This is a genomic window from Moraxella bovoculi 237 (assembly GCF_000696305.2).
Classification (GTDB): domain Bacteria; phylum Pseudomonadota; class Gammaproteobacteria; order Pseudomonadales; family Moraxellaceae; genus Moraxella; species Moraxella bovoculi.
The window spans coordinates 59936-74740 of sequence record NZ_AOMT01000005.1 but is presented as its reverse complement, the minus strand read 5'-3'; the positions used below and the strand labels follow the sequence as shown (position 1 = coordinate 74740).

The following is a 14805-nucleotide window of genomic DNA, read 5'->3' as shown; positions in this document are numbered from 1 at the left end:
AAGGTTTTCTTGCATTAATATCATTTTAAATAATCATTATATTTGCACCAATCATCGCATGCACAACGGAACATAAAAGCAATAAAGCACTTGTATAAAACAAAAAACGGTGCTAAGTTGTGTTGTAGCGTGCATATCAAAAAAGCAAAACGCCAATTAAATACACTTAAAGCCAACAGGTGTCGTAATGAATAAATCATTAAAAAACCCCAAATTATTTCGCCAAGAGGCATTTGTCGCAGGCGTTTGGCAGTCTGCCAGCTCTGGCGAGACCCTAGAAGTCAAAAACCCATTTACAGGTGAGCGCATCGGTTCTGTGCCTAGTTTAAGCGCCGACGAGACCAAAGAATCTGTTCGACTGTCGGAGCTGGCGCTCGCCGACTGGTCAGCCAAAACCGCAAGCGAACGCGCAACCATTCTGCATCGCTGGGCTGATCTGATCGATGACAACGCTGATGATCTTGCCATCATCATGACCACAGAACAAGGCAAACCCCTAAAAGAAGCACGTGGTGAGATCAATTACGCCAACAGCTTCATACGCTGGTTCGCCGATGAAGCCAAGCGTATCTATGGCGATGTCATTCCAAGCGCCAACAAAAGCCTGCGCTACGTGGTGCTAAAACAACCCATCGGCGTCTGCGCTGCCATCACGCCTTGGAACTTCCCATCGGCGATGATCACTCGAAAAGTCGCGCCGGCACTGGCAGCAGGCTGTACGATGGTGGTTAGACCTGCTACACAGACGCCTTTTTCTGCTCTAGCCTTAGCGCACCTTGCCAAACAAGCTGGCATTCCTGATGGTGTGCTTTCCATCATCACAGGCAAATCCAGCGAAATCGGCAAAGTCCTAACCCAAGACGAGCGCATCAAGAAACTCTCCTTTACCGGCTCTACTGAAGTTGGTCGCGTTCTGATGGAGCAATGCGCCAGCACCATCAAGAAACTCTCGCTAGAGCTTGGTGGTAACGCCCCGTTCATCGTCTTTGATGATGCTGATATCGATAAGGCAGTAGATGGCGCCATCGCCTCCAAATACCGCAATGCGGGACAAACCTGCGTGTGTGCAAACCGCATCTATGTCCACCGAGATATCAAAGATGAATTCATCAAGAAATTCAAAGCTCAAGTGGAAAGCTTAACCGTTGGTAATGGTCTTGATGCCAGTACAGATGTTGGCTGTCTAATCAACCAAAGCGCCCTAGAAAAAACTCAAAAGCTCCTCAAAGATGCCACAGACAAAGGCGCAACCATCATCACGGGTGGCACCTCCCATCCTACGCATGACACTTGTTTCTTGCCCACCGTCATCACAGACATCACCGATGACATGGACATCGCTCACGAGGAGATTTTTGCGCCCATCGCGCCCATCTTTGTCTTTGATGATGAACAAGAAGTCATCAAGCAAGCCAATGACACCATCTATGGCTTGGCAGCATATTTTTATACTAAGGATCATGCACGCGCCTGGCGAGTCTCCGAAGGTCTAGAATATGGCATGGTCGCCCAAAACACAGGTCTGCTGTCCACAGAGGTTGCACCTTTTGGTGGTGTGAAGCAGTCAGGTTTTGGTCGCGAAGGCTCAAAATACGGCATGGATGAATACATCAGCACCAAATACTGGTGTGTAGATGTCAGTTAATTGATTAACCCTTGGCAAGTTTTATTCTTGCCAAGGGCTGCATATAATTGCAATCATTTAATCTTTAACAGGCATTTAATCACTCCACTAAATAAGGACGCCCTTAACAAAGCACCAATTATCCATTACAATAAGACATCCAAACACAGAGAATACTCATGGCAAAAAAACCAACCTTTAAAGATGCTTACCAAACCCTAAAAACCAACGCCGAGCAATTAGAAAAAACAGACGATCTGGATATTGACAATCTAGTCACCACTGTCGAAGAATCCATCAAAGCCTATAAAATTTGCCAAGAGCGCATCCTTGCGGTCGAAAAAGCATTGGCAGAAGCATTCGATGATGAATCAGAAAAATAACCCTTTCCCACAATAAAACACCACGCCCGATTGCCGAGCGTGGTGTTTTGATTTATCTAATATCCGTCATTCTTTAACACCAAATACCTGTCTTAGGTAAGCCAAATAAGTATCGTCTTGAATCATCGTCTTACCTGGGCTGTCAGAGAGCTTAGCAACAGGCTGACCATTACATTCCACCAATTTTAGGACGATGTTTAACTGATTTAAACCCATATCATTGGTTAGATTCGTGCCGATACCAAAGCCTGTCTTAATGCGCTCTTTGAAATACTGATGTAGATCCCAAGCCTTCTGAAGCGTTAAACCATCACTAAAAGTCAAGCTTTTGGTTTTTGGGTCAATTTTTAGCATCTCATAATGCGCGATTGCCTTGTCACCCCATTCATAAGGGTCGCCCGAATCATGACGCAGACCATCGAACAGCTTGGCAAAATACAAATCAAAATCTTCCAAAAACGCATCCATCCCCACCACATCGGTCAAGGCAATGCCCAAATCCCCACGATATTCACGCACCCACGCCTCCAGCGCGGCTTTTTGGCTATCGCGCAGACGCACGTCCAGCGCCTGAAACGCCTGCATGAACTCATGCGCCATCGTGCCAATCGGAGTAATGCCAAGCTCCTTGGCAAGATACACATTAGATGTGCCGCGAAAGATCGACGGGGATTCCTTAGACAGCGTACGCACAACATGGTAATGCCAGTCTTTGCAATAGCGGCGACGCGTGCCGAAGTCTGCCACGATGAACGGCGGATTCTGAAGGTCAGATTGTTGAAGCATCTCAAAATGCTTTAAGGTTTGCACCTTTTCATCCAACAGCTTCTGACCTTGCGCTAGCGCATTAGGATCGTTCAAATGCTCATAATACAGCTGATTGACGATACAAAGTACAAAAATTTCAAAAAACATCGCCTGAATCATCGGACCTTCAATGTCGATGTTCAGACGATTTTCATCATCGATTGATACTTTGATAAAGCGGCGTTTTAGTTTAAACAGCTCCAAATAATCCACAAAATCAGACTTGATAAATCTCAACCCACGCAGATAATCAAGCTCATCTTGACTAAATGACAGCTGACACAATAGGTCAAGCTGAGCCTCTAGATCATCCTTAATCTGACTCAAAGGATAAGCCGCATCTTCGCTATTGCGGCAGCGAAAACGATACACCCCGTGCGTCTGCGGGAATTGATGCAGCATCGCTTGGAGCATGGTGAATTTATAAAGGTCATTATCCAACAATGAAGTAATGATTGGTTCGGTGCTTTTCATGGCTTTCCAAAATAAATCCCAAAATATCGGCTATCATACCTAAAAAGCCGCTCATTTGCATCGTTTTTGGGCGAAATGTTACAAAATTATGAGAATTTTTCTCAAAAAAATCTTTTTAATCCAAAATTTCACCAGATTTTTTTAAAGTTCACCTTAAAAAATTCCAAGAATGAGAGTACAATACATTTTATTTTTACCAATTAAACTATGAATACCTCAGCCATCTCTTTGGGCTTGCCTAGCTTTAGCACCCAAGAATTACAATCTGATACTCTAACCATCTCTACCCATCCAGATGCCGAATACAATGCCACGCACGACGCCATGCTAGAACGCACCCTAGCTCGCATCAATGCCAAAAAAAATGGCAGTCAGACCGCTGATGAATTGTGGATCGTTGAACATCAAGACGTGTATACGCTAGGTCAAGCAGGCAAAGAAGAACACATCCTATATAAGACTGATACACCCATCATCAAGACCGACCGAGGCGGACAAGTCACTTGGCACGGCACAGGTCAACTTGTGGTATATTGGCTGTGGGATTTGCACGCGCTTAGCATGGGCGTGCGAGACTTGGTCAGTCATGCCGAGCAAGCGATCGAAGACGTGGTAAACAAATACCTACCTGATGAGCTCATCGCACGCGCCCGCCGTGATGCGCCTGGGGTCTACATCTATAACCAGACCAATGACATGCTTGGTAAAATCGCCTCACTGGGCTTTAAAGTCAAGCAAGGTCACAGCTATCACGGCATTGCAATTAATCTGACCAATGACTTATCAGCTTTTAATGCCATCAACCCTTGCGGTTATGCTGGCATGAGTATGGTGAAATTGGCAAGCTTTGGCAAGTTTGATGCTAATGACACGCCAGAATTTATGCGCGAATTCATCAAAAATATTCAAAAGCGGCATAAAGGAGCAATTGCACTTCGCGCCATTTGATATTACAATAGCAAGGTTTTTCATTCTTATTCATTCATATTATTGGAGTGCATCATGGCAGACTTTAACCAAATTCTAGACGCAGGCGATGTTGATGGCGACGTTATCAACGTGGTCGTTGAGATCCCAGCGGGATCTAACCACAAAATCGAATGGAACCGAGAATTGGCTTGCTTCGAGCTTGACCGTGTTGAACCGATTGCATTTGCCAAGCCTTGCAACTACGGCTTCATTCCACAAACCCTAGACGAAGATGGCGATGAGCTAGATGCGCTGATCTTCACCGAACAACCTCTGCCAACGGGCATCTTCCTAAAAGCCAAAGTGCTTGGCGTGATGAAGTTTGTTGATGATGGCGAAGTGGACGATAAAGTCATCGTCGTACCAGCTGATGATCGCAACAATGGCAATGCTTATAACAGCATCGAAGACCTACCTGCGCAATTCATCAAACAGCTAGAATTCCACTTCAATCACTACAAAGACCTTAAAAAAGCTGGCACCACCAAAGTTGAAGGATTCTTCGATGCTGCCGAAGCCAAGAAAATCATCGTCGAAAGTCAAAAACGTTGGACTGAAAAATAATCTTTGGCAGATTATCAAAAAAACAAGGGCAATGATCCTTGTTTTTTTATGGGTTTTTTATACAATAAGTGGATAGCCTTTGAAGTATGCTTACGTCCACTCAAAAACCAACCGTCTTAGGATTACTTGCTAAGCTTTGGCAAAACAAATACATTCGCCACGCGATCATCGTGTCAGTCTTGGCGTTTTTAGGTTATTCGTTCGGGTTTAGCGAGGCGTGGCTGACGCTATGCTATGGTTTGGCGGCTGTTTTTGTTTGGGATGCAGTGCATTGAGCTGGGCTTACAACAGACAACTGGCGGCACCCTTGAGCGACTCATGGCAAAATCCACCCAAAGCCCGATCAAAGGCTTTGTCTTTGGCATGAGTACAACCTTTATTTTACAATCAAGCACCCTTGTATCATTACTAACCATTGCTTTTTTGAGCAGTGGCATGATTGATCTTGCGGGTGGCTCGTCGATTATTTTTGGTACGAACCTCGGTGCGACGAGCGGTACTTAGCTGCTTGCTTTCGCTGGGCAGAGTCTAAGCCTCAACGCCTTTGCCCTACCGATGCTGATGTTTGGCGTATTGATGGGCTTTTTGGATAAGCGATTAAAGCCGTTTGGGCAAGCCATCATTGGTATCTCGCTCATATTCTTAGGAATTAACACCATCAAAGACGGCTCTTCTAGCACCAATGACATTTCGTTTAGCGAGATCAATGTTCATGGTTTTGCCGAAGTGCTGATTTTCGTGGTGGTGGGTTTCTTATTGACATGCGCTCTACAATCTTCACACGCCACACCAATCCTAACATTATCAGCATTGGCAGCAGGTCAGATCAGCATTGCGCAAGGCTTTGCCATCGCCATCGGCTCAAACCTAGGCTCTAGTGCGACCGCACTGGTCGGGATGCTTGGCAGCGACAGAAACGGACAAAGATTGGCGTTAGCCCATTTGATTTTTAATGCAGTTACCGTCTTAATCTTGCTGCTATTGTGGCTACCATCAACCTATGGTGTTGCCTTTTTGGCGAAGATAATGAATTTATCTGAGCTGTTTAGCTGGCTTTATTTCATACGATATTTAACCTGCTTGGCGTTTTGGCGATATAAGGAGAAATTTGCCAATCGCCTGGTTCGTGCTCTACCCGAATAAGCCCAAGACCACAGCCTGTCTGACACACGTACGCCACTTGAGCAGAGGTATCTTGCAGACAACATGCTGCGTGCCACTGATACCGCCCTGCGCGCCCCTAATCAAGAGATTCAACGGCTTATACCAAGCTAGGCATTGAGCTGGTGCGTCATGCGGTGTACATGCCGCCAGACGCACTGTATCGGAACACCATGCATCTGACCGCACCGACCGAGCCACCCGAAAAAGACGTAAAAAACCCTCTATCGCTGGCAAATTAAACCCTTGCACGGTGCGATTGTTGATTTTTTGGGAAAAGTGGACATCGAGAATAACCCAAAGCTGAGCGATGAAATGAGCCGCATGCACCTGCGTGCGTTCTATGTCATCGAGATCATCAAGGACAGTAAGCACCTACAGAAGAATATGCATAAATTCCTATCCGAACCAGACAGCACTGTCTATGCTGATTATCTGGCATTACGACAGCGTGTATTTGAGATGCTGATTGATTTTTTGCATCACTAAGAACTGCCTAGAGATGACGAGAGTCGCCCTGCTGCCATTAAAAGCTTTATTGAACGCACGGAGCAGGAGTCAGATTTTTACGAGATGATTTTTGAACGGGTACGGCAAGGCAAACTCATCGGTGTTCAGGCATCATCACTGCTTAATGACATCAATTATGTCCAGCGCATCGCATCAGGACTTGGCGAGATTCTACAGGCGGATGAATATGCTGATAATGAGCTGTTATAGGGATTTGGTGCGTTTTTTTCTTTTGTTTTTAATGACTTGTAATCGAATGAGACGCTCAGAACTTTTAAACCACACTTCCATGCGGTGATAACTGATCGCCGCGAACAAGGTAATGCTGATGGGCAGCAGCATGGATAAGTAACCAAAGGCTCGGTACATCATCACTGCCACGAAGCCGCCAATAAAGAAGCCCCACCACAGCGCACTTAACAGTAAAACGCGTGATAGCTTAACTCGGCGACCAACAAGCCAATTACCCACGATGGAACCTAAGTCAGATGTCGTACCCGTCAAGTGTGTCGTCCGCACCACTGCGCCGTGATAGGTTGCCACCATGGAGTTTTGTAGGCCGCATGCCATCGCAATCATCATCTGACCAAAATAGCTATCATTCATGTACAGTAGCAGGCTTGCCACAAGTAGCACCGCTTCCAGATACATCGCATAGCCATAGTTGCGATGAATATTCAACTCACTGCCGCCAATAATCACACCGCTTAATACCGACCCCATCCAAAAAGACGCAATAGATATCAAAAACAGCTTCATGTTCGCCCAGTCGCCTGCCAATATCGTCACTGACAGCAAGCTGACGTTGCCAGTCACATGAGAGGCTGAGACGTGTGTAAAACCCATGAGAGCTGTGGTGTTCAGCACGCCAGCACAAAAAGCAAGCACCACCGCACCGCACAGCACCCATGTCGGAAGTTTATCAATCATGATAACAAAGCAGCAAAAATCCTTATTTTAATCATTTTTTGCCAAAAATAAAAGCGCAAAACCATGATAAGTTCTGCGCCTAGAATGACTTAGACAATGTTATTCGTCATCTCCTGCCATTACCATGATTTGTTCGCTGATGGCGACGGTATTAAAGCCCGCGTCCACGAATAAAATCTCACCTGTCACACCGCTCGCCCAAGGAGACAGTAAGAATAGTGCGGCATTACCCACTTCTTCTTGGCTGACGTTGCGCTGTAGCGGAGCGATTTTTTCGCTTACGTCTAGCATGCGACGGAATGATTTGATGCCGCTGGCTGCCAATGTGCGAATCGGACCTGCACTGATGGCGTTCACACGGATGCCCTCACCACCCAATGAGCTTGCTAGATAGCGCACAGACGCCTCCAAACTTGCCTTCGCCATGCCCATGACGTTATAGTTTGGTAATACAGAGATGCTACCTTCATAAGTTAGGGTTAGTAGCGAACCTTGGCGTGCAGCCAGTAGTTCACGACCCGCTTTGGCAAGTGCCACAAAGCTATAGCTTGAGATGTCGTGCGCAATGCTAGAGCCTTCACGCGTGGTAGCATTGGTAAAATCACCATCCAGCTGATCAGCAGGAGCAAAACCAATCGCATGCACGATGCCATTCACACCCCTATCTTCGCCCTGACCCCAAAGCTGATTAATCTCATTAAAACATGCTTCGATGGATGCATCAGAACCTACGTCACACTCGATTACCGCAGTTGCACCGAAGGCTTCTGCCGCCATGTCAACACGTTTTTTGATTTTGTCATTTGGGTAGGTCAAGATCAGCTCAGCACCTTCACGATGCAAACTCTCAGCGATCGCCCAAGCGATAGAAAGCTTACTGGCGATGCCCGTTACCACAAAACGCTGGCCTTTTAACAACATAAAAAATCCTTAACACATGGATGAATTTGCCAAATTATAGCATGATTTTTTAAAAATAGCTAAAAAATAGTACATCTGTAAACTTTTAGCTTATCGATGGTTTATCCCAATTTAAATTCATGCACCGCATCAACGAAAATCTTGGCATGATCAGGATTCGCCCACTGCGTGATGCCATGTCCAAAGTTTGCCACATAACCGGTGTGGATACCGCCGCCATAGACATCGCCCAGCATTTGCTTGACAGCTTGGCGGATATTGTCAGGCGTGCCGTATAGGGTGGCGGGATCCAGGTTGCCCTGAATTGCTTTATCCCTACCCAATGCCGCTCGGGCTTTATCTAGTGGCATTGTCCAGTCAAAGCCCAGCGCATCTGCCTGACTGTCAGCTTGAGTGTCCACCCATAGACCGCCACCTTTAGTGAACATCACCACGGGTACATCAGGATGTTTAGCTTTAAGACTAGCGATGATTTGACGGTTATAGGCATGGCTAAATTCAGCGAACTGGCGATGACCCAATGCTCCACCCCAACTGTCAAAAATCTGCACAAGGTTCGCACCTGCGACAATCTGGGCATTCAGATATTCTGTCACCGCTTCAGTAATTTTGGCAAGCAGTGCATGCAGCAGCTCAGGGCGTGCGTACATCATCTCCTTGGCGTGGCGATACTCACGGCTTGAACCACCCTCAATCATATAAGTTGCCAGCGTCCACGGACTGCCACTAAACCCAAACAGTGGCACCTGACCGCCCAACGCATGACGGATGCTCGTTACCGCATCGGTCACATAAGATAGGTCGTTCATGTTGAGCTTGGGCAGATTAGCAATCTGTGATTCTGTGCGGACGGTTCTTTGAAATTTTGGACCCTCGCCTGTCTCAAAATACAATCCCAAATCCAAGGCATCAGGCACCGTCAGAATGTCACTGAACAAAATCGCCGCATCAAGCTCAAATCGACGCAACGGCTGCAAAGTAACTTCAGTAGCGCGAGCCGTATCTTTACATAGGCTCAAAAAATCACCAGCCTCGGCGCGGGTCGCTTTATATTCTGGTAAATAACGCCCCGCTTGTCGCATCATCCACACAGGCGTCGTATCCACAGGCTCAAAACGCAAGGCGCGCAGTAGACGGTCATTCTTTAATGCTGGGAAATTTTGAGTCATGATCTTTTCCAATGCTTAATAAGTTATTAACAAAATTACAGAACTGCCATGTCATCACGGTGCACCATGATGATTTTGTCATTCTCGTTTAATTTTAAAATTTGTAGGACTTCATCGGTGTGTTTTTGGGTGATTTGTTTGGCCTGATGGCTATCAAATCCGACTTGCCCCACCGCCAATCGCACCTTTTGTGCGTTCACAATCTCAACCACATCGCCCATATCAAAATCACCTTGAACCTCTATCACACCCACAGGCAGTAGTGATTTGTGCTGCTCGGTGAGCGCTTTAACCGCGCCATCGTCGATAACGAGTGTGCCTGCCGTACGAATGTGCGTGGCAAGCCATTGCTTTTTGGCGATAAGGCGGTCAGCATGGTCGGTTGTCAATCGTGTGCCTATCGCCTCGCCATCCGCCAGACGAGTAATGATGTTCTCAACTTTACCATTAGCGATGATGGTCGGGCAGTTCGCCATTGCCGCCAAGCGCCCTGCACGGATTTTGGTGAGCATACCACCCGATCCCCATTTACCGCCATCGCCCGCGACATCGAACAGATAATCTGCCATGGCTCGCTCGCTGGTGATGAGCTTGGCATTGGGATTGGTGCGTGGGTTGTCGGTAAATACGCCGTCTTGGTCGGTTAGGATGATGTACAAATCAGCACCCACCAGCGTGGCACTCATCGCCCCCAGCGTGTCATTGTCGCCAAATTTAATCTCGCCAAAGCTCACCGTGTCGTTTTCATTGACCACAGGCACCACTCGCCAATCAATGAGCTGATTGAGCGTTTGGCTGATGTTAAGATAGCGTGAGCGGTGGGCTAGATCGTCATGAGTAAGTAGAATTTGTGATGACTGCACACCTTTTTGGATTAATGCTTGCCACCATGTCTCAATCAGCCCCATTTGTCCAATGGATGCACAGGCTTGCAAAGCAGGGAGCTTTTTTGGACGTTCGGGCAAGTTCATACGAACCACCCCTTCGGCAATCGCCCCACTCGACACCAACACCACTTCAATCCCACGAGCATGCAACATGGCGATTTGTCTTGCCCATTCATAAATGGCGGTGCGGTCAAGCCCCCGACCGTTGTTGGTCAAAAGCGATGAGCCGATTTTTACCACGATACGTTTTGGCGAATCATCCATACTATTTCCTTGTATCAGCTCATCATCAGTATGGCGCGTATTCCACCGCCACATCGTAGTCATCATCATTCCAATCATCATCGTCATCGTCCGATACGCCCTCACGCTCGGCTTTACGGCGGGCGCGGTAGGCCTCTTTTTGGATTTCAGTGTTATGGCGAACTTCTTCTTCTAGACGGGCAAATCGCTCGGCTTGGGCTTTGGCAAACTCTTCATCGTCTGCTTCACGCTCTTGCTCTTCTTCAATTTCGTTCATCAGATGATATTTAATCTCATCCACGCCTTGTCCGCTAATGGTAGACGTGCGAAACACCTCGCCTTGCCAGTCTAGCTCTTTGACGATATTATTACAAACTTCATCAATCTCATCATCTTCTAATTGGTCAATTTTGTTTAATACCAAAATTTGGGGCAATTTGGACAATTCAGCAGAGAATTTTTCAAGCTCATTTAGGATAATCCGTGCATTGTCCACAGGATTTGACTCATCAATGGGCTTTACGTCCACGATATGAAGTAATCTGCGAGTACGGGCAACGTGCTTTAAAAAGCGAATGCCAAGCCCTGCACCGTCTGACGCACCCTCGATAAGCCCTGGAATGTCCGCCATCACAAAAGACTGATGCGTTCCCACGTCCACCACGCCCAGGTTCGGCACAAGCGTGGTAAAGGGATAATCCGCCACTTTTGGGCGAGCGGACGACACTTGACGGATAAAGGTGGATTTACCTGCATTCGGCAAGCCAATCAGACCGACATCAGCGACAACTTTTAGCTCTAATTTTAGATTTTTGGCTTCGCCAGCAAAACCAGGGATTGCTTTACGGGGAGCTTGGTTGGTAGAAGTCTTAAAGCGAGTATTACCAAACCCACCGTCTCCGCCTTTGGCAACCAACACAACTTGCCCCACTTCGGTCAAATCGCCAATCACCACATCAAGGTCGGTATCAATAATGGTCGTCCCCACCGGCACTTTTAGATAGACATCGTCCGCCCCTTTGCCTGAGCAGTTTTTTGAGCGACCGTTTTCGCCTCGTTTGGCTTCAAATTTACGGGTATAGCGAAAGTCCACAAGCGTGTTGGTGTTGTCATCGGCAATCACATAAACATCGCCACCCTTGCCACCGTCTCCGCCGTCTGGCCCACCTTTTGGGACGAATTTTTCACGGCGAAAGCTTACGATACCATTACCGCCATCGCCTGCTTTCACGCTGATTACAGCTTCATCAATAAAACGCATTACTAAACTCTTTTTTCAAATAAAATTATCCTGTATTCTATCACATTTCTCTTGCTGATTGGAATTTAGTCGATTTATGTGCATAATTAAAGTTATCGAATGGCTTCAACTGTAATCATGCGACCAAAGACAACAATCACCATATTTGACCAAATTGGCGAAATAAAAAAAACACGCCCAAATGTTGAGCGTGTTTTTTGATGGCAGATTGGCAATTAGCCATTATTTGCCATGACTTCCGCTACACGGACAACCTGAGTGCTGTATCCCATCTCGTTGTCGTACCATACATAAAGGGTTGCACGGTTGTCAGTGGCGATGGTTGCCTTAGCATCAAAAATCGCCACTTTTTCAGAACCCACAAAATCAGTAGATACCGCTTCGGGGCTGTCTGAATAGTCAATTTGCTCTTGCCATTCAATACTTTCTGACTTGCCTTTGATAAAAGCGTTTAGCTCATCAGCAGAACCAACCGCTTTGTCAAAGTTTAGGTTTAAAATCGCCAAAGACACATTGGGCGTTGGCACACGAATGGCATTGCCTGTGAGTTTGCCTTTGAGTTCTGGAATGGCTTTGGATACGGCAGACGCAGCTCCCGTTGAAGTCATGACCATGTTCAAGGGGGCGGCACGACCACGGCGGTCGGATTTGTGGTGGTTGTCCACCAAGTTTTGGTCATTGGTGAAAGCGTGAACCGTTTCCATATGTCCGTTTACGATGCCATAAGTGTCGTGTAACACTTTTAGCGTTGGCGTGATGGCGTTGGTGGTGCAAGACGCTGCCGATACGATGGTGTCGCCCTCGATGGTATCATGGTTTACGCCATAGACCACGTTTTTGATGTCGCCTTTGGCAGGGGCGGTCAGTAGCACTTTTTTTACGCCTTTGCTTGCTAGGTGCTTACCAAGCCCTGCTTCATCTTTCCATTTGCCGGTATTGTCAATCACTATGGCGTTATCAATGCCGTGGACAGTGTAGTCAATCTCACTAGGGTCAGACGCGTAGATGAATTTGATAAAGCGACCGTTTACGATGATACCGCTATTGGCGTTGTCAATCTCCACCGAGCCATCAAACCAGCCATGCACACTATCGCGTTCTAGTAGTGAGCCACGCTTATCAAGGTCGCCATCACCAGCAGGACGTACCACGATGGCTTTTAGTTGCAAGCCCTTATCAGAGGCAGGACGACTCATAAGTAGACGTGCCAAGATGCGTCCAATACGCCCAAAGCCGTATAGCACCACGTCCGTGGCAGGTATCTCTGCACCGTTTGCAAAATCGCTGGCTTTTTTGCCTGCTTTAACCGCTTGTCCCAAATCAACAGTGGTGTTAATCGCTGTGATGTCTTTGGCTAGGGCAAGAGTATCCGCCACGTCAAGACCTGCTTTGGCGTGTTTTGCCAAGATGTCCGATACCGACAGAGCCACACGCTCACCAAAAAACAAAACATTTGCGTTTTGACTGGCAAGTTTGGCAAGGGCGACGAGTAACTCAGTCGCTTGGGTTTCTTGGTTTTGGCGCTTGGTTAGATGGTCTTGATAGATGCTCATGGCAATATCCTTTTATAAATGAATGGAATATTAGTTATAACAAAACACCTGAATTTTAAATGAATTTGGGTGTTTTAACAAGGTTTATTTTATCTTAAAATATGGCTATTTTTTATAAAAATTCTCTGATCCCCGCAACCGCAACCGCGCCGTGCTTATGTGCATCTGACAAGTCATCAGGGCTTAACCCGCCAAGACCAATTACAGGCACGTCCGACACTTCAGCCAGCTCCTCAAAGACTTTCCAGCCTAATGCAGATGCATCAGGATGCGTGGCAGTTGGCTTGACTGGCGATAATAGCAACGCCATAACAGGGTGTAGTTTCGCCAATTCGTTAGCCTTTATCAGGCTGTTTATGTCATGGCAGCTGGCAATGATGGGCGGATGCGGCAAATTCAATTCAGATAAATTAATATTCATCAGTTCATGATGAGTCAATCGAATGGCTATTATTTGATTGAGGCTAAGATTCTGACCATCCTTGACCTTCCGCCAATCTTCTAACGACAAAACCAATCTTAAATCCGTACGCGCCGCTATCAACAGCCTTAGCAAATCCTCGTTATCAGAGTCTTTAGTTCGTACAAGAAGCGTACTATTTTTTGGCAGATTCTTGTAACAATCCAACCAGCCGGTTTTATTATTAAAATATCTCAACTCATGACTGATGGTGATGGTATCTGGCAACGTCAGCCAAGCTAAAATAGCAGCATTCGCCGCAGGGAAATTCTGCTTTTGGCTAAGAATATCCTCTCTTTTGAAGAATCCGATCTCCTGCCCATCGCAGCCCAACTTCCGATCACGAAAGTCTATGTATTGATCATCTGTCAATAACACTTGATATACGTGCAGACATACCACCTTATCACCATAATCATGCCAAATGCGACCCATCTTTGTGATGACATTCCCATGAATATCCAAGCCCAACTCTTCATCAACTTCTCGAATCAGAGCAGATATCGGTGATTCGGATTGCTCTATTTTTCCCCCTACGAATTCCAATTTCCCGCCCTGATGCTGATGTGTATGTCGCCTAGCAAGCAAAAATTCATCACCATGCCTAAATACAGCCACTGCAACATGAGTGGTTTTGTTTGAATCTAGATCCAGATTAACTTTAAAATTACCGTTTGTCATTATTTTTATACCGTTTGTCAGAAATATGATAAAAATTCTCAAATTTTGAAATTATTATTTGCAATCTTTGAAAAATTTGCTATTATTGGCACAAATGATAATTATTGTTATTTAAAAATAAATAACAGATGCAATTTTAAAACAAATTATGTGAATTATCATTTTGCGCTGTTTAAGTATTTAATTTTAATTAATCAAGCGCTTTATG

15 protein-coding genes and 1 pseudogene are annotated in these 14805 nt (G+C 46.2%); 8 read left to right on the top strand and 8 right to left on the bottom strand.

Translation table 11 applies throughout. The features are described 5' to 3' along the window. Positions 1–187: 187 nt before the first annotated feature. Positions 188–1645: an NAD-dependent succinate-semialdehyde dehydrogenase gene (locus MBO_RS00775; RefSeq protein WP_036362071.1), complete on the top strand. Its 1458-nt coding sequence runs from the start codon at positions 188–190 to the stop codon at positions 1643–1645. 158 nt (positions 1646–1803) lie between these two features. Next, a complete protein-coding gene (gene xseB / locus MBO_RS00770) occupies positions 1804–2007 on the top strand; it encodes an exodeoxyribonuclease VII small subunit (RefSeq protein WP_036362068.1) in 204 nt (67 codons plus the stop codon). Between the two features lie 66 nt (positions 2008–2073). Here xseB and pncB read toward each other — a convergent pair whose 3' ends face one another. Further along, complete coding sequence (gene pncB, locus MBO_RS00765; protein WP_036362065.1) at positions 2074–3288, bottom strand: nicotinate phosphoribosyltransferase; 1215 nt, start codon at positions 3286–3288, stop codon at positions 2074–2076. A 207-nt stretch (positions 3289–3495) separates the two neighbouring features. Between pncB and lipB the strand changes: the two genes are divergently transcribed. From lipB to MBO_RS09890, 6 genes and pseudogenes are all read left to right on the top strand, one after another. Then, on the top strand, positions 3496–4236 hold the full coding sequence (gene lipB, locus MBO_RS00760) for a lipoyl(octanoyl) transferase LipB (RefSeq protein WP_036362062.1): 741 nt from the start codon (positions 3496–3498) through the stop codon (positions 4234–4236). Between the two features lie 54 nt (positions 4237–4290). Next, the gene (locus MBO_RS00755) at positions 4291–4821 is read left to right on the top strand and encodes an inorganic diphosphatase (RefSeq protein WP_036362059.1); all 531 of its coding nucleotides are present in this window, start codon (positions 4291–4293) and stop codon (positions 4819–4821) included. 86 nt (positions 4822–4907) lie between these two features. Further along, positions 4908–5096 carry a hypothetical protein gene (locus tag MBO_RS09910; protein WP_052585200.1) on the top strand — a complete coding sequence of 63 codons (189 nt, stop codon included), beginning with the start codon at positions 4908–4910 and terminating at the stop codon, positions 5094–5096. Next, positions 5056–5964: pseudogene (locus tag MBO_RS09995) on the top strand (Na/Pi cotransporter family protein). Before MBO_RS09910 ends, MBO_RS09995 begins: the two are co-directional and overlap by 41 nt. Positions 5965–6228: 264 nt before the next feature. Further along, on the top strand, positions 6229–6471 hold the full coding sequence (locus tag MBO_RS09895) for a hypothetical protein (RefSeq protein WP_052585197.1): 243 nt from the start codon (positions 6229–6231) through the stop codon (positions 6469–6471). A gap of 84 nt (positions 6472–6555) precedes the next feature. Beyond that, positions 6556–6702, top strand: a complete 147-nt coding sequence (locus MBO_RS09890) for a hypothetical protein (RefSeq protein WP_197971968.1) — start codon at positions 6556–6558, stop codon at positions 6700–6702. Here MBO_RS09890 and MBO_RS00745 read toward each other — a convergent pair. The 7 genes from MBO_RS00745 to MBO_RS00715 all read right to left on the bottom strand — a co-directional run bounded on the left by MBO_RS00745 (position 6697) and on the right by MBO_RS00715 (position 14597). Further along, a complete protein-coding gene (locus MBO_RS00745) occupies positions 6697–7422 on the bottom strand; it encodes a YoaK family protein (RefSeq protein WP_036362055.1) in 726 nt (241 codons plus the stop codon). The two genes, MBO_RS09890 and MBO_RS00745, sit on opposite strands and share 6 nt — an antisense overlap. A 99-nt stretch (positions 7423–7521) precedes the next feature. Continuing rightward, positions 7522–8343 carry an enoyl-ACP reductase FabI gene (locus MBO_RS00740; protein WP_036362052.1) on the bottom strand — a complete coding sequence of 274 codons (822 nt, stop codon included), beginning with the start codon at positions 8341–8343 and terminating at the stop codon, positions 7522–7524. A gap of 101 nt (positions 8344–8444) precedes the next feature. Next, on the bottom strand, positions 8445–9512 hold the full coding sequence (gene hemE, locus MBO_RS00735) for a uroporphyrinogen decarboxylase (protein ID WP_036362049.1): 1068 nt from the start codon (positions 9510–9512) through the stop codon (positions 8445–8447). Positions 9513–9547: 35 nt separating this feature from the next. After that, the gene (gene proB / locus MBO_RS00730; protein WP_227712637.1) at positions 9548–10663 is read right to left on the bottom strand and encodes a glutamate 5-kinase; all 1116 of its coding nucleotides are present in this window, start codon (positions 10661–10663) and stop codon (positions 9548–9550) included. A gap of 25 nt (positions 10664–10688) precedes the next feature. After that, complete coding sequence (gene cgtA / locus MBO_RS00725) at positions 10689–11903, bottom strand: Obg family GTPase CgtA (RefSeq protein WP_036362047.1); 1215 nt, start codon at positions 11901–11903, stop codon at positions 10689–10691. Positions 11904–12118: 215 nt separating this feature from the next. Continuing rightward, complete coding sequence (locus tag MBO_RS00720) at positions 12119–13456, bottom strand: glyceraldehyde-3-phosphate dehydrogenase (protein WP_036362044.1); 1338 nt, start codon at positions 13454–13456, stop codon at positions 12119–12121. A gap of 112 nt (positions 13457–13568) precedes the next feature. Further along, positions 13569–14597: an NUDIX domain-containing protein gene (locus MBO_RS00715; RefSeq protein WP_052585196.1), complete on the bottom strand. Its 1029-nt coding sequence runs from the start codon at positions 14595–14597 to the stop codon at positions 13569–13571. Positions 14598–14805: the final 208 nt, after the last annotated feature.

Bases quoted from the DNA above. Each gene is read 5' to 3' on its own strand.
- pncB (WP_036362065.1), bottom strand. From the start codon at position 3,288: ATGAAAAGCACCGAACCAATCATTACTTCATTGTTGGATAATGACCTT.
- MBO_RS00715 (WP_052585196.1), bottom strand. From the start codon at position 14,597: ATGACAAACGGTAATTTTAAAGTTAATCTGGATCTAGATTCAAACAAA.
- proB (WP_227712637.1), bottom strand. From the start codon at position 10,663: ATGGATGATTCGCCAAAACGTATCGTGGTAAAAATCGGCTCATCGCTT.
- MBO_RS00745 (WP_036362055.1), bottom strand. From the start codon at position 7,422: ATGATTGATAAACTTCCGACATGGGTGCTGTGCGGTGCGGTGGTGCTT.
- cgtA (WP_036362047.1), bottom strand. From the start codon at position 11,903: ATGCGTTTTATTGATGAAGCTGTAATCAGCGTGAAAGCAGGCGATGGC.
- MBO_RS09910 (WP_052585200.1), top strand. From the start codon at position 4,908: ATGCTTACGTCCACTCAAAAACCAACCGTCTTAGGATTACTTGCTAAG.
- MBO_RS09890 (WP_197971968.1), top strand. From the start codon at position 6,556: ATGATTTTTGAACGGGTACGGCAAGGCAAACTCATCGGTGTTCAGGCA.
- MBO_RS00775 (WP_036362071.1), top strand. From the start codon at position 188: ATGAATAAATCATTAAAAAACCCCAAATTATTTCGCCAAGAGGCATTT.
- lipB (WP_036362062.1), top strand. From the start codon at position 3,496: ATGAATACCTCAGCCATCTCTTTGGGCTTGCCTAGCTTTAGCACCCAA.
- xseB (WP_036362068.1), top strand. From the start codon at position 1,804: ATGGCAAAAAAACCAACCTTTAAAGATGCTTACCAAACCCTAAAAACC.
- hemE (WP_036362049.1), bottom strand. From the start codon at position 9,512: ATGACTCAAAATTTCCCAGCATTAAAGAATGACCGTCTACTGCGCGCC.
- MBO_RS00755 (WP_036362059.1), top strand. From the start codon at position 4,291: ATGGCAGACTTTAACCAAATTCTAGACGCAGGCGATGTTGATGGCGAC.
- MBO_RS00720 (WP_036362044.1), bottom strand. From the start codon at position 13,456: ATGAGCATCTATCAAGACCATCTAACCAAGCGCCAAAACCAAGAAACC.
- MBO_RS00740 (WP_036362052.1), bottom strand. From the start codon at position 8,343: ATGTTGTTAAAAGGCCAGCGTTTTGTGGTAACGGGCATCGCCAGTAAG.